The sequence below is a fragment of the Romboutsia ilealis genome (genome assembly GCF_900015215.1).
Classification (GTDB): Bacteria; Bacillota; Clostridia; order Peptostreptococcales; family Peptostreptococcaceae; genus Romboutsia; species Romboutsia ilealis.
Genome location: NZ_LN555523.1, coordinates 2051389 through 2072313, shown reverse-complemented (window position 1 = coordinate 2072313; position 20925 = coordinate 2051389). Strand labels below are relative to the sequence as shown.

Genomic DNA, 20925 nt, shown 5'->3' with positions numbered 1-20925 from the left:
ATAATAAATTATATAAAGCTTAGAAATTATATTATATCTTACTTATATAAAATATAAACATGGAGAAGAATAATTGATGGAAAAAAGGGTGAAAAATAAAAATATAAAAAAATTATAAAAAAGTATTGACCATATTAATTTAAAATGATATATTTATACTTGTCCTTAAGAAAAGGGCAAACAACGAAAATGAACTTTGAAAATTAAACAGTAGGTTAATTTATAGAATTGAAACTAAACAAACCAAGCCAGATATTCAGATAATGATTAGTCTGAGCAGGTAATCAAATTTATTTGAGCAACGGATGTAGCTGAAGCGGTAGCGAAGATATAACGTTGGCGATATAAATTCGAAGAATTTATTTTGAGAGTTTGATCCTGGCTCAGGATGAACGCTGGCGGCGTGCCTAACACATGCAAGTCGAGCGATTTACTTCGGTAAAGAGCGGCGGACGGGTGAGTAACGCGTGGGTAACCTGCCCTGTACACACGGATAACATACCGAAAGGTATGCTAATACGAGATAAAATACTTTTATCGCATGGTAGAAGTATCAAAGCTTTTGCGGTACAGGATGGACCCGCGTCTGATTAGCTAGTTGGTAAGGTAACGGCTTACCAAGGCGACGATCAGTAGCCGACCTGAGAGGGTGATCGGCCACATTGGAACTGAGACACGGTCCAAACTCCTACGGGAGGCAGCAGTGGGGAATATTGCACAATGGGCGAAAGCCTGATGCAGCAACGCCGCGTGAGCGATGAAGGCCTTCGGGTCGTAAAGCTCTGTCCTCAAGGAAGATAATGACGGTACTTGAGGAGGAAGCCCCGGCTAACTACGTGCCAGCAGCCGCGGTAATACGTAGGGGGCTAGCGTTATCCGGAATTACTGGGCGTAAAGGGTGCGTAGGTGGTTTCTTAAGTCAGAGGTGAAAGGCTACGGCTCAACCGTAGTAAGCCTTTGAAACTGGGAAACTTGAGTGCAGGAGAGGAGAGTGGAATTCCTAGTGTAGCGGTGAAATGCGTAGATATTAGGAGGAACACCAGTTGCGAAGGCGGCTCTCTGGACTGTAACTGACACTGAGGCACGAAAGCGTGGGGAGCAAACAGGATTAGATACCCTGGTAGTCCACGCCGTAAACGATGAGTACTAGCTGTCGGAGGTTACCCCCTTCGGTGGCGCAGCTAACGCATTAAGTACTCCGCCTGGGAAGTACGCTCGCAAGAGTGAAACTCAAAGGAATTGACGGGGACCCGCACAAGTAGCGGAGCATGTGGTTTAATTCGAAGCAACGCGAAGAACCTTACCTAAGCTTGACATCCTTTTGACCGATGCCTAATCGCATCTTTCCCTTCGGGGACAGAAGTGACAGGTGGTGCATGGTTGTCGTCAGCTCGTGTCGTGAGATGTTGGGTTAAGTCCCGCAACGAGCGCAACCCTTGCCTTTAGTTGCCAGCATTAAGTTGGGCACTCTAGAGGGACTGCCAGGGATAACCTGGAGGAAGGTGGGGATGACGTCAAATCATCATGCCCCTTATGCTTAGGGCTACACACGTGCTACAATGGGTGGTACAGAGGGCAGCCAAGTCGTGAGGCGGAGCTAATCCCTTAAAGCCATTCTCAGTTCGGATTGTAGGCTGAAACTCGCCTACATGAAGCTGGAGTTACTAGTAATCGCAGATCAGAATGCTGCGGTGAATGCGTTCCCGGGTCTTGTACACACCGCCCGTCACACCACGGAAGTTGGGGGCGCCCGAAGCCACTTAGCTAACCCTTTTGGGAAGCGAGTGTCGAAGGTGAAATCAATAACTGGGGTGAAGTCGTAACAAGGTAGCCGTATCGGAAGGGGCGGCTGGATCACCTCCTTTCTAAGGAGAATTACCTACTGTTTAATTTTGAGAGTTTATTAAAAACTTTCAAAAAGAGGGCGAAGCCCAAAATAAGTACTTTGAGCACCTAGGCACGAACGAATGTGAGTGGAAGGTAGCGAAGTGCGTTAGCACTTTGAAAACTGCATAACATTTAGTGATATGACATCATTTTGAGCAATGGCTGTATCTGAAGCGAGAGCGAAGATATATCATTGGCGAAACAAGCGAAAGCGAGTTTTAAACATATATAGACAAGAAAAGTCTTTAAAATTACACTTTTAATAACTGGTCAAGTTATTAAGGGTGCAGGGCGGATGCCTTGGCACTAGGAGCCGATGAAGGACGTGATAAGCTGCGATAAGCTTCGGGGAGTTGCACGTAAACTTTGATCCGAAGATTTCCGAATGAGGAAACTCACTTAGAGTAATGTCTAAGTATCGTTAAGTGAATACATAGCTTAGCGAGGGGAACCCGGGGAACTGAAACATCTAAGTACCCGGAGGAAGAGAAAGAAATTCGATTCCGTAAGTAGCGGCGAGCGAACGCGGAACAGGCCAAACCAATGAAGTTTACTTCGTTGGGGTTGCGGACATACAACATGGATGCAATATCGTAAATGAAGAGAGTTGGAAAGCTCCGCCATAGAAGGTAATAGCCCTGTAGTTGAAACGAGAAAGCTACTAGTATGATCCAGAGTACCACGGGACACGTGAAACCCTGTGGGAAGCAGGAGGGACCATCCTCCAAGCCTAAATACTACCTAGTGACCGATAGCGCATAGTACCGTGAGGGAAAGGTGAAAAGAACCCCGGGAGGGGAGTGAAATAGAACCTGAAACCCTGCACTTACAAGCTGTGGGAGCACATTACTTGTGTGACCGCGTACTTTTTGTAGAACGGGCCAACGAGTTACGTTAAGTAGCAAGGTTAAGCACTTAAGGTGTGGAGCCGTAGCGAAAGCGAGTCTTAAATGGGCGATTAAGTTACTTGGCGTAGACCCGAAACCGGGCGACCTATCCATGAGCAGGTTGAAGCGAAAGTAAAATTTCGTGGAGGACCGAACCCACGAGCGTTGAAAAGCTCGGGGATGACTTGTGGATAGCGGTGAAATTCCAATCGAGCCCGGAGATAGCTGGTTCTCCCCGAAATAGCTTTAGGGCTAGCCTCAAGCGTAGAGAAACGGAGGTAGAGCACTGAATGTCCTAGGGGGTATTGCACTTACCGAAGACTATCAAACTCCGAATGCCGTTTTCTTTTACTTGGGAGTCAGACTGTGGGTGATAAGATTCATAGTCAAAAGGGCAACAGCCCAGATCGTCAGCTAAGGTCCCTAAATGTACGTTAAGTGGTAAAGGATGTGGGATTGCACAGACAACCAGGATGTTGGCTTAGAAGCAGCCACTCATTTAAAGAGTGCGTAATAGCTCACTGGTCGAGTGATCCTGCGCCGAAAATTTCCGGGGCTAAAACGTACTACCGAAGCTACGGCATCAATTATGATGGGTAGGGGAGCTTCGTATGCAGGCTGAAGCATGACCGTAAGGACATGTGGACAGTATACGAGTGAGAATGTTGGCATGAGTAGCGAGACGTGGGTGAGAATCCCACGGGCCGTAAACCCAAGGTTTCCAGGGGAAGGTTCGTCCGCCCTGGGTTAGTCGGGACCTAAGCCGAGGCCGAAAGGCGTAGGTGATGGACAACAGGTTGATATTCCTGTACCGCCAATAAGCGTTTGAGAGATGGAGTGACACAGTAGGATAAGCTAACCGTACTGTTGGTTATGTACGGCTAAGCATTGAGGCAGTCTAAATAGGCAAATCCGTTTAGACAATGCTAGGATGTGATGGGGAAGCCCTTCGGGGCGAAGTAGCTGATTTCACACTGTCAAGAAAAGCTTCTATCGAGTTTAAAGGCGCCCGTACCGTAAACCGACACAGGTGGGTGAGGAGAGTATCCTAAGGCCAGCGAGAGAACTATTGTTAAGGAACTCGGCAAAATGACCCCGTAACTTAGGGAGAAGGGGTGCCTGTCTATGACAGGCCGCAGAGAATAGGCCCAAGCGACTGTTTACCAAAAACACAGGTTTCTGCTAAGTCGCAAGACGATGTATAGGAGCTGACGCCTGCCCGGTGCTGGAAGGTTAAGGGGATCTGTTAGAGCAATCGAAGCAGTGAACTTAAGCCCCAGTAAACGGCGGCCGTAACTATAACGGTCCTAAGGTAGCGAAATTCCTTGTCGGGTAAGTTCCGACCCGCACGAAAGGCGTAACGATTTGGGCACTGTCTCAACAATAGACTCGGTGAAATTGTAATCCCGGTGAAGATGCCGGGTACCTGCGACAGGACGGAAAGACCCCATGGAGCTTTACTGTAGCTTGACGTTGGGTCTTGGTACTACATGTACAGGATAGGTGGGAGACTAAGAAGCATGGACGCCAGTCTGTGTGGAGTCAACCTTGGGATACCACCCTTGTAGTACTGGGATCCTAACCATAGGCCTTGAATCAGGTCTTGGAACACCGTCAGGTGGGCAGTTTGACTGGGGCGGTCGCCTCCTAAAAAGTAACGGAGGCGCTCAAAGGTTTCCTCAGCACGGTCGGAAATCGTGCGAAGAGTGTAAAGGCAAAAGGAAGCTTGATTGCAAGACATACAGGTCGAGCAAGGACGAAAGTCGGACTTAGTGATCCGGTGGTACCGCATGGAAGGGCCATCGCTCAACGGATAAAAGCTACCCTGGGGATAACAGGCTTATCTCCCCCAAGAGTCCACATCGACGGGGAGGTTTGGCACCTCGATGTCGGCTCATCACATCCTGGGGCTGTAGTAGGTCCCAAGGGTTGGGCTGTTCGCCCATTAAAGTGGTACGCGAGCTGGGTTCAGAACGTCGTGAGACAGTTCGGTCCCTATCCGTCGCAGGCGTAGGAAATTTGAGAAGACCTGTCCTTAGTACGAGAGGACCGGGATGGACGTACCTCTGGTGTACCAGTTGTTCTGCCAAGGGCATGGCTGGGTAGCTATGTACGGAATGGATAAGCGCTGAAAGCATCTAAGCGCGAAGCCAACTTCAAGATAAGATTTCCCACCGTAAGGGTAAGACCCCAGGAAGACTACCTGGTTGATAGGTCGAAGGTGTAAGTGCAGTAATGTATTTAGCTTATCGATACTAATAGGTCGAGGACTTGACCAAAATAAACCTAAAGGTTTATATCGCCAACCAAATCATTATTAAAATATTAATAAGGAAGATTTCGGTTGCTAAAATAAAATGATTAATATGTAAATGATATGCAGTTTTCAGAGTACTAACTCTAAAATTAAATATGCTGGTGTGGCTCAACGGTAGAGCAGCTGACTTGTAATCAGCAGGTTGTAGGTTCGATTCCTATCACCAGCTCCAATAAAGACTATACGAAAGTATAGTCTTTTTATTTATACAACAAAGTTGATAGAAATAATAACAAATAAGTTAAATATATATACTTTATGACTAAAAATGTTATAATAGATATTATAACATTAAGGAGTTGAAACAATGGAGAGCAAAATATTAGAAATATTATTAGATATGCAGAAAGAAATGAAAGATGTGAAATCAGAAATAAAAGATGTGAAATCAGAAATGAAAGATATGAAATTAGAAATAAAAGATATGCAGAAAGAAATGAAAGATATGAAATCAGAAATGAAAGATATGAGCACTAAAATCGATAAATTAGAATATAAAATGACTGATGGATTTGAAACTTTAGAATTATTAACTGAAAATAATACAAATGAATTAAACAAGGTTAAGATAAAAGTATCTAAGTTAGAGAAAAGGGTATTAGAATTTAACCCAGTAAATTAAATTTTAATAAATTATATTTTATAAAAATTAGTTTAGACTTACTTTAAAAACAAAAATTTACTTTTGACACAGTATAAATCTTATGTTAATATATATATTGTCAATTAAATACTAAGTAAGCCAGACAATCGCGGGTAGCATTTGCTGCGTGAGGAAAGTCGGAGCTCCATAGAGCAGGGTGCTAGGTAACGCCTAGTGGGAGTGATCCTAAGGAAAGTGCAACAGAAAATAACCGCCGCTTATGTGGTAAGGATGAAAAGGTGAGGTAAGAGCTCACCGTTTGCTAGGTGACTAGCAAAGCCGTGTAAACCCCACCTGGAGCAAGACCAAGATAGGGCTAAAAGGATGTTGCTCGCATCCTCCGGTTGGTAGGTCGCTTGAGCTTATTGGTGACAATAAGCCTAGAAAGATGATTGTCAAATACAGAACTCCGCTTATAGACTTGCTTATATTTATTGATGTAAATGGGAATATGGCTCAGTTGGTAGAGCAATTGACTGTTAATCAATGGGTCACAGGTTCGAGTCCTGTTATTCCCGCCATATGCTGGTGTGGCTCAACGGTAGAGCAGCTGACTTGTAATCAGCAGGTTGTAGGTTCGATTCCTATCACCAGCTCCAATAAAGACTATACGAAAGTATAGTCTTTTTTATATAGAAATATTTAATAAAGCAATTAAAACAAGATAAAATATATGTGGTTTTATAAATTATAATATCAGTAATATACCGCTATATATTATGGTAATAAATAATGATAGATAAGCATTGATAATTAGTATAAAATCATATACTATAAAATAAATCTGGATTAGAATTAATATGGAGGGGTAATTTGGGATACTTAGAAATAATGTTTTTAGCAATGCTTCCATTAACAGAGCTAAGAGGCGCAATACCAATCGGAATTGCAATGGGTTTAAATCCAATAGGAGTATATATAGTAAGCGTAATAGGGTCAACTATAGTATCTATACCGCTCATTTTTACTTTTAGACATATATTAAATTTTTTTAGAAATATAGATATATTTGTACCCTTAGTAAAAAAAGTTGATATTAAAATAGAAAGTGGAATGAAGAGATTAAAGAGCATCTCTATATTAGGTATTATGCTTTTTGTAGGGATACCTCTTCCAACTACAGGGACTTGGACAGCTGCAGCTATAGCATCAATTTTAAAAATGAGGATAAAAACTTCTTTATTGGGTGTTTTGATTGGTAATATGATGTCAGGAATTATAGTTTCTTTAATATCGTTTCATATAATTTAAATGATGGCACATCTAAGCCTAAAAATGGAATAAAAAGAGCATAAGTAGCAATTATGTTAAGTAGAGTAGAAAAACTAAAAAAATAAGCATTTTAATATAAAATAGGTCGGATTTTATATTAAAATGCTTATTTTATTGTCTTATTTATGCTAATATAATATTATTAACAAAATTGTAACTAATTATATTATAAAATATGAATTAAAAATGGGAGGAATGAGAGTGAAGTACAAACTAAAGATAAAAAATCTAATAATGATTACAATGTTAGCATCGATGCCTACATTATTAGATACAACAATAGCTAATGCAGATACAATAGAAGATGAATTTTTATCTGTTATAAATAAGTATAAAATAGAAGATGTAGTTGTAGAAGAGGGAATATCTTTAGAAAAGGGAGAAATATTAGATTTATCTCAATATCCTAATTGGGAATTATCAGATAATGAAACTATAGAGATAAATTCAAATGGAATTGTAAAAGCAGTTAATGAAGGTACAGTATTTTTGAGTCAAAGAATAGGTGAAAAAGTGTATATAGTAGAAATATATGTACCATCAGAAATACCGACAATCAATATAGTATCTAGAGAGGCTAAACCTAGAGGATACTATAAAGTATTTATAGACGCAGGTCATGGTGGGACTGATCCTGGATCGTTAGGATGCGGATATAGAGAATCAGATATAAATTTGCAAGTAGCAAAAAAAGTAGAATCTAAATTAAAGAGTAAAGGCATAGATGTAAAAATGAGTAGAAGCTCGGATATTTACTATTCTTTATCTGAAAGATCCGAAATGGCAAATAATTATGGTGCAGATTTATTTGTATCAATACATCAAAATTCGGCAGAACAAAAATCAGCAAATGGTATAGAGACTTATTATACTGAAAAAAAACCAAATGATAAACCACTAAGTAATGATATACAAACTAATTTAATTAACAAAACAGGTGCAATTAACAGAAAAGTTAAAACTGCTAACTTTGCTGTATTAACACAAACAAAAATGACAGCTGCATTAGCTGAGTGTGGATTCATATCCAATCCAGAAGAAGCAAATAAAATATCAAACCCAACTTACCAAGATAAATTAGCTACAGGAATAGCAGATGGGATAGAAAAATACCTAAAAGAGAATGTAATAATAAATGAAATCCAAATGACGGCAACTGGTAAAGTAATAAATGCAAATAGTTTAAATGTAAGAAAGGGACCATCAACATCATTCAATATAATAGGAACATTAAATGGTGGAGATGAAGTAAAAATTGTTGGAAAAAGCAATGATTGGTATAAAATAGAATATAATGGCGTATATGGATATGTTTCAGGATCTTATATAGAGTTAAATACTACTGAACCAGATCAAGATAATAAAATAAATTTTACTGATGTAGGTAAAGATTACTGGGCATATTCTCAAATAGAAAGTTTTGTAGAAAAAGGATATATAGATGGATATGAAGATGGTACATTTAGACCTCAAGACCCAATAAAAAGAAATGAGTTTGTAAAAATATTTAATAGAGTATTTGGCTTGACTGAAAAAAGTGGAATAGTGTTTGATGATACTAAAGATAACTGGGCAAAGGATGAAATAGATATAGCAGTTACAAATGGAGTAGCACAAGGTGTAGGAGATAATAAATTTGAACCGGAACAATATATAACTAGAGAAGCAGCAGCAAAGATGTTAGCTAATTATATGAATATAGAAGATAAAAATCATGATAAGATAAATAAATTTTCAGACTATAATCAAATATCGGATTGGGCAAGAGATGCATTTGAAGGCAATCTTGAAAAAGGATATATTCAAGGAACTGATGAAGGAAAACTTGCACCAAAGAACAATATAACAAGAGCAGAGGTTGTTACTATTTTAAGTAGAGTAATTAATTAATATTTCGAGGGACATAAATATGAGGAAGACATTATCACTACTACTATCAATATGCATAATATTTGGTAGTGGAATAAAAACAAAATCATACGCAAATACAAATAATGTACAAGCTGCATGGTTAACAACTGCATGGAGCTTAGATTGGCCAAAAGTTAAAAATAATCCTACAGCTCAGAAAAATGAATTGATAGAAATATTAGATACGCTAAAAGATACAGGAATAAATACTGTTATGTTTCAGGTAAGACCATATGGGGATGCAATGTATAAATCTAATATAAATCCTTGGTCAAAAGAGTTAACAGGAACACAAGGAAAAGATCCAGGATATGACCCTTTAGAATTTATAGTTCAAGAAGCACATACTAGAGGAATGAAAGTACATGCATGGTTAAACCCGTATCGTGTAATAAGTTCAGGGACAGATATAAATGTATTAAGTAGTAATCACCCTGCAAGAAAAAATCCATCACTTCTTATAGAAAACAACGGTGGAATGTATTATAATCCAGATTTACAAGAAGTAAAAGATCATATATCTGATACTGTAGGTGAAATAGTATCTAATTATGATATAGATGGAATCGTATTTGATGATTATTTCTATCCTACAGATTATCCTCTACCGCAAGGTGAAGGAAAAGATGGTCTAGTAGCAAATGCCAGAAGAGAGCATATAAACCAAATGATACTACAAGTTAAAAGCACAATTAAAAGTATAAAACCAGAGGTAAGGTTTGGTGTAAGTCCAAGAGGTGTATGGAAGAATAAAGTAAATGATCCTGATGGTTCAGATACTGGATATGCAAAAGAAAGTTATTACTCAGATTATGCAGATACAGTTAAATGGGTAAAAGAAGGTTATGTAGACTATATAATACCACAAGTATATTGGGAAATGAATCACAATGTAGCACCATTTAAAACTGTGACTAATTGGTGGGAAAATGTAGTAAAAGGAACAAATGTAGATCTTTATATAGGACACATTACAGATAAAGATGTAGTAGCAAAAGAAATAGATACACAAATACAATATACTAAACAGTTTTCAACTATAAAAGGAAACTCATATTATAATGTAACATCTATAATTAATAATAACCAAGGTGCTAGAGATAAAATAAAAAATAGTATAGTGCCTATTTTACCGTTTTGGGATATAGAAAATCACTGGGCTCAAAATGAAATAATAGAATTTGCTAATAAAGGATATTTAAATGGAAAGCCTGATGGAGGATTTCATCCTCAAGACACTATAACAAGAGCAGAATTTGTAAAGATAATAAACAGAATGTTTGGATTAACAGCGACTAGTGGCGTTACTTTTACTGATGTGCCAAATGGATATTGGGCAAAAAATGAAATTGATATAGCTGTAACAAATGGGGTTGCACAAGGTGATGGTATGGGTAACTTTGAGCCTGAAAAACCAATAACTAGACAAGAAGCAGCAAAAATGATAGCAAACTATTTGAAAATAAGTGATACAAATCATGATAAAATAGTTAAATTCCCTGATTATAATCAGGTAGCTAATTGGGCTATAAATGAGTTTGAAGCAGTTATTGAAAGGGGATATATAAAGGGAGATGACTTAGGAATGTTATCACCTACAGCTAATATGACTAGAGCAGAAGCTATAGTAATGTTAGGAAGAATATAACTAAGAACCTCTATATTCTATTCAATAGAATTATAGAGGTTTTTTAATATAAAAAATTAAGGTATAATAAAATACAAGTAAAAAAATAGGGAGGAAGTAAAATGACACCATTAGAAAAGCTACTTAATAGAAGTGATAAAATTGAAATAAAAAAATTAAATAAAATAGTAGATGAAATAGATGCATTAGAAGAAAAAATATCATCACTAAATGATGAAGAACTAAAAAATATGACTAATATATTTAAAGAAAGATTAAAAAATGGACAAACATTAGATGATATATTACCAGAAGCATTTGCAATAGCAAGAGAAGCATCAAAAAGAGTATTAGGTATGAGACAATACAGAGTACAACTTATAGGAGGAATAGTATTACATCAAGGTAAAATTGCAGAAATGCGTACTGGAGAAGGTAAAACATTAGTAGCAGTAGCACCAGTATACTTAAATGCATTAAGTGAAAAAGGGGTTCATGTAGTAACTGTAAATGATTATTTAGCAAAACGTGATAAAGAACTTATGGAACCAGTATACAACTTTTTAGGATTAACTGCAGGGGTAATAATAAGTGGACAGGAATCTATTGAAAGAAAAGAACAGTATAAGTTCGATATTACATATGGAACAAATAATGAATTTGGATTTGATTATTTAAGAGATAACATGGTACTAAGTAAAAACGAAATGGTACAGAGAAAATTAAACTTTGCAATAGTAGATGAAGTTGACTCAATACTAATAGATGAAGCAAGAACACCGCTTATAATATCTGGACAAATAGAAGATGATGAAAAGCCTTATAGATTAGCAAATGTATTTATAAAAATGTTACTTCCAGAAGATATATCAGTAGATTATAAAGAAAAAACAGTATCATTAACAGAGCAAGGAATAAAAAAAGCAGAAATGTTTTATCAAACAGAAAACTTAATGAATCCAGAAAATATGGAAAATTACCACCACATAATACAAGCATTAAGAGCAGATATACTTATGCAAAGAGATATAGACTATGTAGTAAAGAATAACGAAGTAATGATAGTAGATGAATTTACAGGAAGAGTAATGGATGGAAGAAGATTCTCAGAAGGATTACATCAAGCTATTGAAGCTAAAGAAAATCTAGAAATACAAAATGAATCAAAAACATTAGCAACAATAACGTATCAAAACTACTTTAGAATGTATAATAAACTATCAGGCATGACAGGTACAGCTAAAACTGAAGAAAATGAATTTATATCGACATATAATTTACCTGTAGTACAAATACCTACAAATAAACCTGTTCTAAGAAAAGATTTGGAAGATAAATTATATAAAACAGAGAAAGCAAAATATTTAGCAGTTTTAAAAACAATAGAAAGTGTACATTTAACAGGGCAGCCAATACTAGTAGGAACAGCATCAATAGAAAAATCAGAGATATTATCATACTTACTAAATAAAAAAGGACTAAAACACCAACTTTTAAATGCAAAAAATGATGAAGAAGAAGCTAAGATAGTAGCAAAAGCAGGAAAACTAAATGCAATAACGATAGCAACAAATATGGCAGGTAGAGGAACTGATATATCTCTTGGTGGAGGAGATAAAGAAGAAGAGAAAAAAGTAAAAGAACTTGGTGGGTTATATGTAATAGGGACAGAGCGCCATGAAAATAGAAGAATAGATAATCAGTTAAGAGGTCGTTCTGGACGTCAAGGAGATCCAGGGACTTCAAGATTTTATGTTAGCTTAGAAGATGAGATAATGAAACTTTACGGAAGTTCTAAATCAAAAAAAATAGCAGAAAAATTAGCTGATGATGAAGAAATAAAAGATAAGAAACTACTTAAAACTATAGAAACTTCTCAACAAACATTAGAAATGAAAAACTTCGGAATAAGAAAAAGTGTACTTGAATATGATAATGTAATAAATAAACAAAGAGAATTAATATATGAAGATAGAAGAAAAGTTATAAATGGAGATTCTGTATTTAATCATATAAATGAAATGATAGAAAGTGAAGTTAAAGAAATATATGACGAATACATATCAGAAGGTATAGAAAAATATATAGAAGCAATAACAACAACATTTAGTTTATATAAGTATAATAAAGAATTAAATTTAGAAGATAAAAAAGATAATGAAATAGTAGACTATACTATAAATATAATAAAAGAAGTATATAAATCTAGAGAGGATTTAATAGGAAGTGAAGCTATGAGAGATTGGGAAAGAAAAGTTATACTTCACTTTGTAGATAATTATTGGATAGATCATATAGATGCAATTGAACAACTTAAAAAAGGAATAGGACTTTTAGCAGCAGGACAAAAAGACCCGGTTAAAGAATTTACAGTTCAATCTTTTGATATGTTTGATGATATAAATAAAAATATAAATAAGGATGCTCTTAAACATTTATTTGCATAAATAAAAAAGGACTATGGTAAACCATAGTCCTTTTTATTGAGGAATACGCTAGAGAGATATATTCTTTCTAACGTAATTTAATTATATCTCAAAAATATAAAAAAATAAACCCTTTGAGGTTAAAAAAATAAAATAATTATAAAATTATAAACAATATTTTATTACAAATGACAAGGAATGAAAAATGTCGAAAAAATAATAACAAGGAAAAATTCGTAAAAAAAAGAAAAAAATATACAAAAAATGTAAAAATACGACGAACGAAATATAGTTAAACAATGTATATTATTATTGAAAATGGATAGGGAATATATTAAGATAATTAACGAGGGATACGCAATACGAATAAAATAAAAGTTCATATATAGAGAGAATAAATACATAATTTGGAGGGAATAAAACAATGAAAAACAAAAAAAATATAGCAATGGCTATGGCTGCAGTTTCAACTTTAGGTGCAGTTGCTCCTGTATTTGCAGATGAAATAATAGGAACTGTAGTAGATAATTTTAACTTAGATAACTTAACATCTACAGATGATAAAGTAAGAGTACAGGCTGAAAAAGATTTAGAAGTTACAAAAGCAGCTATAGAAAAATTAGTAAATGAAGTAGATTCAAATGGAAATAAAATTTACGACGTAACACAAAGAGAAGAAATAAAAGGAGAAATTGGTCAAAGATATTCTTATGTATATGTTACATTAACATCAAAAGATGACGTTAATAATACAGTAGAACATAAATTCACGTTCTATAAAAAAGTAAAATTAGTGGGAGATACAGATCAAGATTTTGGTAAAGAATTACCATGGGATACTGAAAATAAAATAATATTTGATTTCATAGGAAAAAATAATAAAGTTTTTGTATATAATCCAGAAACTAAAGAAGTTAACAAAGAAAAAGATACAGATGCATATGCTGAATTAAGTAGAGTTATATATCAATTAAAGAAATCAAGTTCTAAAATAACAGCTATAAGAGAAGTAATACAAACTGGTGATACTTACGCAGATGGATATACTATATACGCTGGTAAGATAGGTCAAGATGCTACTGGAGAAACTAAAGTAGCTAGAATAGATATACTAGGAAATGTTGATGAAAAGTTAGTTAAACTTGTTGATGCTAATAATGACTTCGTAGGACACTGGGCTGAAGATACTATAGTAGATTCAATGATAGCAGGTATAGTTGATAATACAGCTAAATTCAATCCAGAACAAGAAATAACAAGAGCTCAATTTGCAAAAATGGTATGTGAAGCAAATAACATAGAACCAATAAAATACAATCAAGATAACAAAGAAAAGTTTGATAAATTTACAGATGTTTCAGTTACAGAGTGGTATGCAGGATATGTAGCAGCTATATATGAAACTGGATTAATGAAAGGTGACGGAAACGGAACATTTAGACCGGAAGATAAAATAAGCAGACAAGAAGTTGCTGTAGTTTTAGCTACATTAGAAAATAACGGTGTAAGTGTAGAAGAAGTTACTACTGATGTAAATGGAAATAGAGTTCATAAGGATACAAAAACTAACTTTGTAGATGATTCTGAAATAGCTATATGGGCTGATGAATCAGTTGAACATTTAAGAAACAAAGGATTTGCAAAAGGATACGCTGTATCAGGTGGAAAGTTTGAATATAGACCAGTTAATAATATGTCTAGAGCAGAAGCTTTAACAATGATAACTAGAGTTTCAAAATAAATATAATAGAAATGGTATATATTTGATAAGTGATTATTCATTGATATAATTTAATTTTAGTAATAAGAACATTATTTAATATGTGCTAATAAAAAGTGTGAAAGATATTTTAAAATGGACCCTTTGTCAAGGACACTAGAAAAAAAGGGTTATTAAGAAGTTGCTAAAAGCTGATTTCTGTATTGTACAGGAGTCAGCTTTTTTAAATTCCACTGACAACGGTCATTATTATAATAATCCATATAATCATCTATCAATATTTTAAGTTCTTCTATTGTTCTACAACTTTTGTAATCAATTTCATCTTTCATATGTCCAAAGAACGATTCTTGTGGAGCATTATCCCAACAATTGCCTCTACGAGACATAGATTGACCTAATTTATTTTTCTTAAGTAATTTTTGAAAAATTGGGCTTGTGTAATGAGAACCTTGGTCAGAGTGGATAAATGCATCTTTATGTAGTTTAAATGATTTTAATTTAACTAATTTATTTATAGTTTCAGTTACAATATCTATAGCTAAGCTATTAGAAAGATTATATGCTAATATTTCATTTGTTGAAGAATCTTTTATCGTAGATAAGTATGCTATTTTATTATTGCCGTACGGCATATATGTAATATCAGTTAACATTACCTTACCAGGTGTATTTTGTTTAAATTCTCTATTTAGCCTATTAGGAACTACTCTGTGTTCCTTTGTAGCTTTAGCGATACGTTTATATGGATTAGCTTTACGTATAGGACAAGTAATGTTATATTTTCGCATAATTCTTTGGATTTTCTTCCTATTCATTATGATATGAAATTTATTTTCTAATATCATTTTTATAGACCTAGAACCTTTCTTGTATCCACGATAGTTAAATGCTTTTAAAATAATTTCTTTAGATTTAAGATCTTTATGCTCCTTTATTCTTCGAGCTCTAAAATTACTTAGAAATTTATAGTAACCAGAAGCAGAGACATTAGCAATTTTGCATAAATGTCTCGTCATATTCTTAAGATTGAAATTTTTAATCAAATTTTGTATTAAATTAAATATTATAGATGACGGTATTTTTTTACTTATCACCTGCCTTTCTTGCAGCTCGAGCTTTTTTATTAATTCAAGCTCCGCTTTAAGGTACGCTATTTCAGCATCTTTCTTAGCAAGAATTTCTTCAACAGTTAAATCTCTATTAAGTGTTCTTCCTGAATTTAATGTTCTAGTATCTTCTAAACCTAAAACCCCTTTATCTTTATATGCTGCTCTCCATCTTAAACTAGCAGACTCTATGCGTTTAATTCCAATTACATCAACATCAAATCCCGCATCTTCAAAAATTTTTCTTGAAGTTTTTCCGTTCTCATATTCAGCAATAAACTGTAACTTAAATTCATTAGTATAAGTTATACCTTTCGAGGTTACATTTTTTACATATTTATTTTTAGATAAATCTAGCATTTCTAAATCTGTAAATGTCTTTTTACTCATATTATAATCACTCCTTGTTTAATATTTTATACAAAAAATCCTATATAGATAGACACTCTTTTTCTAGTGTCCACTATATAGGATCCATTTTATTTCACACTTTTTTACTTATAATGAGATTATGATATACTAAAATTTGTTTATGGATTATGAATTAATTAGTATCAACAGATATAGAAATGTAACTAATGATATTAGTTATATGAATTGATAAAATTTTTATATTTTAAATTTTAGGTTATAAATACATTAATTATAGCAATAGAAAATTTTATAGAATTTGAAATAAATGTTATATTAAATAATTTATTTACTGAAAATTAATAATTTAGCTAAATAAATTTAAAATGACTATTTATACATATTTAATTTGCAATAATACCTTATGTTATTTATGATATAATAAAATTATACAAATAATATCATATAGGGGGCTGAATATGAGGAAGAGTATAAAAAAATTAAGTGCTTATAGTATAGCAGTAGGCTTACTATTATGCACATCAATAATATCAAATGCACAAGGTATAAATAATACAAAATATGAAACATACAAAAAAACACAACCTAAAACAGTTATAATAAATGAAGATCTACCAGAAGAAGTCAAATCAGATATACAAAATTCAATGAATCTAGATTATTTAAAGAAAAAAACAGATAGTAAGTATGAAATAGCTTATGCACATTGTGATGGAACATATTCATATATATCTAAATCAGAGAATTTAAATGATGCCATTGAAATATGTAAACAACAACAAAATAATAAATCAAATGATATACCTGTAGTAATAAATGAAGATGGACTAGTAGTTTATGCAACTGAAGGAATAGGTAGGATAGTAAAAATTATAAATGGATCTGCGACAAATTCAACAGAATATACAGCATATTTATATAAAAATAAAAACTTAACTTCACCAGAGCATACATATATAAATCATGCTTATATAGATGATGTACCAATTATAGAAGATTTAGGCGATATAGTTAAAATTGAAGTAAGTGGATATACTGGATACATAAAAAAACAAGAAGATGATGGAAGCTTAAATATAATAACAGTTCCAATAAATCAAGTAAATAACTTAAGTCACTACACTGTAAATAATAACAATGAATTAGTTCATGCTATAAGCTCAGATATTACATCAGCACCAAAGTATTCCTATCAAATATTAGGTCCTGCACCAAATTTTATGAAAGTAAATACAAGATATTATAGTTACGATGGAAATTATTTTTATACAGATATAAATAAATTGATATCAGATGCTAAACTAGACAACCATAATAATGCTATAAATAGTAATAATCCCTATTATAATTACTATCAATATTTACCAGGAAGAAGTAAAACATCTTATACAGCAGATGATATAAATAGATATTTTGAGCAATATACACCAAGTGATAGTCTACTTAGAAATACAGGTAGATATTTTATAAAGGCTCAAAATGAATATGGAACCAATGCAGCTTTATTGATTGGTATAGCTATGAATGAATCTGATAGAGGAACTTCTAATTTAGCTAAAACTAAATTTAATGTATTTGGTACAAATGCTAAAGATGGATACGTTGAAGGTGCAGACAAATTTTCTAGTATAGAAGAATGTATAATAAGAGTTTCAAATTATTCTTTTTCAAATGGATACTTTAATCCTAAATCTTGGAAGTATAATAGTTCATCATTAGGAAATAAAAGTTTAGGAGCAAATGTTCGTTATGCATCTGATCCGTTTTGGAGTGAAAAGGCTATAAGTCGTATGTATCAATTGGACAAGTTTTTAGGTGGAGACACTGGGCTTAAAGACTATAATAGATATTTATTGGGTATGTACATTAATGAAACTAGTATAAAAAATACTTTAAATAAAGAACTATATAGCATATTACCTCAAAATACTAGAACGAAAAATACTTGCAAAGGACAAGTTGGAGACACAACTATTGTGTTAAATGAGAAAGATAATAATTATAATATAAGACCTGATAGAATAGTTTCTATCACAGAAACAAATATAAATGGAGATGGAACTTATTTATGGGATATAGATGGTGTTGTAAATAAAAATAATATAAAAATAATTAATGAAAAATCAGATCCTAATACTGATTTTATTAATCATTGGGCAAAGTCTTATATAATTGATGGAATGAATAAAGGATGGGTAGATACTACTAACATTTTTAAGCCAGAAAATTTTATAACTAGAGCAGAATTTATAAAAATTGTTAATAGAGCATTTAATATCACTCAAATCGGTGAAGAAAGTTTCAGTGATGTAAATCCGGGAGACTGGTTCTATGATGAGGTTAGAATAGCTACTAATGCGGGATATATAAATGGAAGAGGGAATGGCATATTTGCGCCATATGATCCAATAACTAGACAAGAGGCAGCTAAGATTATAGGATATATAACTAATAAAATTGATTATAACTTTACTTATTTATCAACTTTTAATGATGGAAACTCGGTGTTAGATTGGGCTAAACCGTATGTAGAAGGGGTTTTAAAAGCTGGATATATGAATGGATATGCTGAGGATAATACTTTTAAACCAAGTGATAATATAAAAAGAGCAGAAGCTGTAACTATTTTATCTAGAGCAAAGATGTTGTAATTTAATATACATAAGGCAAAAACTCATAAGATTAAATCTTATGAGTTTTTTATTATTAATGTTAACGATTAATTAATAGATAAAAATTACGATAAAATAATAAGATATTCAGAGTACTTAAATATAGCTCATTGGGAGATAGACGAGTTTGAAGCTATTGTTGAATAAAGATATATAATAGGTACAACTGAGTGGATGCTAGTGCAACAAGAAGATTTATCAAGAGTAGAAATGATAGTTATTTCATCTAGGATATAAGAATATTGATAATATATTGAGGAATTAAGAAAGATAATAGATTTGTGATTGGAAATTTGGTGAAAAACACTATAAAGTGATGAAGGGATGTTAGACAATTTTGCATATAAAACTGATAAACTTAACTAGAAAGATACATTATTAAAAATTAGGAGGGAATAGAGGGTGAAACGTATAGTTAATAGTATAATATCAGTTATATTGGCTATATCAATGGTATTGTGTACAAATTTGATTAATGTAAATGCGCAAGATAGAAGTACTCGATTATCTAAAGGACAGTATTTAATAATTAACTCAAAGGCAAATAAATTAGGGTATTTTAAAGATGGAGTATTGGTTAAAGAGTTTTCTGTTGCAACAGGTAAATCCTCAACACCAACACCACAAGGGAAGTTTAAAATAGTAAATAAAATAAAAAATAGACCATATTATAGTGGAGGAATTCCTGGAGGAAGCCCTAAAAATCCACTTGGAGATAGGTGGTTGGGTCTTCATGTAGGGGTTACTTACGGTACTACCTATGCAATACATGGAAATAATAATGCTAGTAGTATAGGAAAACATGTAAGTGGCGGATGTATTAGAATGCATAATAGTGAGATAAGATGGTTATTTGATCAGATTAATGTAGGGGCTTATGCTATAATTGACTATTCTGATAAAACATTTGTTCAAATTGCTGCCAAATATGGAATAAATTTAGGAAGTCAGAGTAGCGAGTCACAAAATATAAAAAACTTGAAAAATGCATATAAAAAGTTTTCTAGTTATAATGGAATAGATTTATTAAATAAAAATAGCATAATAACGAATATAAGTGACGCAGAAAATATTTTAGCATCTAAATATAATTATATAAATGCATATAATAAACTAAATTCTAGTGAAAAGAATAATGCTGAAGTTAAAGAAATAAATACTAATTTTAATAGAATTATAGAATTAGTTGAGTTTGCTCAGGCTAGTATACGATTTTATAATAATATAACTATAAATGCAGATTATATTGCTCAAGATATAGATTGGACTAGAAGACTTAATACACATGATAGTGATGAACTAGGAACAAGAGGAAAGGCACTTAAAGAGTATAATGATATAGTTGTTTTTGAAAATAAAGATAATTCACCAAGGATTAAATATTTGGATAAAATATATACTGAAAGTGTGTTATTTTTAAATGTAATTGAATATATATATAATGGTGATATAAATAATGCGAAATCTACAGCAAACTTAATAACTGATAGTAGATTAAACTCTGTAGCAAACATAGAAATAAAAAAACAAAGTGATATAATAGATCATTGGGCAGAATCAAATATAAAACAAGCTATGGAAGATGGATGGATAGATACTACGAATACTTTTAGACCGAATGATAGCATAACAAGAGCAGAGTTTATTAAAATAGTAAATAGAAAATTTAATTTTATAGAAATTGAAGATATTACATTTACTGATGTAGATAAAAGTGCATGGTATTATCAAGAAGTACAAAAGGCGGTTAAAGCAGGATATATAAAAGGTTATGGAGATAATACGTTTAAACCAAATGATAAAATAACAAGAGAAGAAGTTGCAGTAATTATAACTTCGATAATGAATAACAAACAAGAAAATTTAGAAAAAATATTTTGGTATAAAGATTATGATATGATATCTTCATGGGCGACGAGTTCTTTAGAAGGAGCTGTAGAAAATGAATATATGGGAGTATTAGAAACATATCTTAGACCGAAAGATAATATAACTAGAGCTGAGTCTGTAGTAACTTTACAACGGGTAAAATAAATGAAAAAGTATAGCTAAATTTGAAAAATTTAGCTATACTTTTTCATT

General features: G+C 33.0%; 9 protein-coding genes, 3 tRNA genes, 2 rRNA genes and 1 other RNA gene. 14 read left to right on the top strand and 1 reads right to left on the bottom strand.

Annotated elements, in window-relative coordinates:
* Positions 1-360: 360 nt before the first annotated feature.
* The 12 genes from CRIB_RS09750 (at position 361) to CRIB_RS09695 (ending at position 14711) form a co-directional block, all read left to right on the top strand.
* Positions 361-1865 (top strand): 16S ribosomal RNA (locus tag CRIB_RS09750).
* 290 nt (positions 1866-2155) lie between these two features.
* Positions 2156-5053: ribosomal RNA gene (locus tag CRIB_RS09745) — 23S ribosomal RNA — on the top strand.
* The 16S and 23S rRNA genes sit together here with 1 tRNA gene alongside, the layout of an rRNA operon.
* A 135-nt stretch (positions 5054-5188) precedes the next feature.
* Positions 5189-5263: transfer RNA gene (locus CRIB_RS09740), tRNA-Thr, on the top strand.
* A 135-nt stretch (positions 5264-5398) separates the two neighbouring features.
* On the top strand, positions 5399-5713 hold the full coding sequence (locus tag CRIB_RS09735; RefSeq protein ID WP_180702182.1) for a hypothetical protein: 315 nt from the start codon (positions 5399-5401) through the stop codon (positions 5711-5713).
* A 112-nt stretch (positions 5714-5825) separates the two neighbouring features.
* Positions 5826-6166, top strand: an RNA gene (gene rnpB, locus CRIB_RS09730) — RNase P RNA component class A.
* A gap of 13 nt (positions 6167-6179) precedes the next feature.
* Positions 6180-6255, top strand: a tRNA-Asn gene (locus tag CRIB_RS09725).
* Between the two features lie 3 nt (positions 6256-6258).
* Positions 6259-6333 (top strand) — tRNA-Thr (locus tag CRIB_RS09720).
* Between the two features lie 214 nt (positions 6334-6547).
* Positions 6548-6985 (top strand): COG2426 family protein, encoded by a 438-nt coding sequence (locus tag CRIB_RS09715; RefSeq protein ID WP_243633512.1) that lies wholly within the window; start codon positions 6548-6550, stop codon positions 6983-6985.
* A 222-nt stretch (positions 6986-7207) separates the two neighbouring features.
* Positions 7208-8896, top strand: a complete 1689-nt coding sequence (locus CRIB_RS09710) for an N-acetylmuramoyl-L-alanine amidase (RefSeq protein WP_180702181.1) — start codon at positions 7208-7210, stop codon at positions 8894-8896.
* 19 nt (positions 8897-8915) lie between these two features.
* Positions 8916-10565, top strand: a complete 1650-nt coding sequence (locus tag CRIB_RS09705) for a family 10 glycosylhydrolase (protein WP_180702180.1) — start codon at positions 8916-8918, stop codon at positions 10563-10565.
* Between the two features lie 101 nt (positions 10566-10666).
* The gene (gene secA, locus CRIB_RS09700; RefSeq protein WP_180702179.1) at positions 10667-12991 is read left to right on the top strand and encodes a preprotein translocase subunit SecA; all 2325 of its coding nucleotides are present in this window, start codon (positions 10667-10669) and stop codon (positions 12989-12991) included.
* A 403-nt stretch (positions 12992-13394) separates the two neighbouring features.
* Positions 13395-14711 carry an S-layer homology domain-containing protein gene (locus tag CRIB_RS09695; RefSeq protein WP_180702178.1) on the top strand — a complete coding sequence of 439 codons (1317 nt, stop codon included), beginning with the start codon at positions 13395-13397 and terminating at the stop codon, positions 14709-14711.
* 152 nt (positions 14712-14863) lie between these two features.
* Here the strand turns inward: CRIB_RS09695 and CRIB_RS09690 are convergent, their stop codons facing one another.
* Positions 14864-16189 (bottom strand): IS3 family transposase, encoded by a 1326-nt coding sequence (locus tag CRIB_RS09690; RefSeq protein WP_071119763.1) that lies wholly within the window; start codon positions 16187-16189, stop codon positions 14864-14866.
* Positions 16190-16629: 440 nt separating this feature from the next.
* Here CRIB_RS09690 and CRIB_RS09685 point away from each other — a divergent pair, with 440 nt between their 5' ends.
* Both CRIB_RS09685 and CRIB_RS12745 read left to right on the top strand, forming a co-directional pair.
* On the top strand, positions 16630-18822 hold the full coding sequence (locus CRIB_RS09685) for an S-layer homology domain-containing protein (protein WP_180702177.1): 2193 nt from the start codon (positions 16630-16632) through the stop codon (positions 18820-18822).
* Between the two features lie 423 nt (positions 18823-19245).
* Entirely contained in the window at positions 19246-20877 is a 1632-nt protein-coding gene (locus tag CRIB_RS12745; RefSeq protein ID WP_180702176.1) for an S-layer homology domain-containing protein, read from the top strand.
* The last annotated feature ends 48 nt before the right edge of the window (positions 20878-20925 follow it).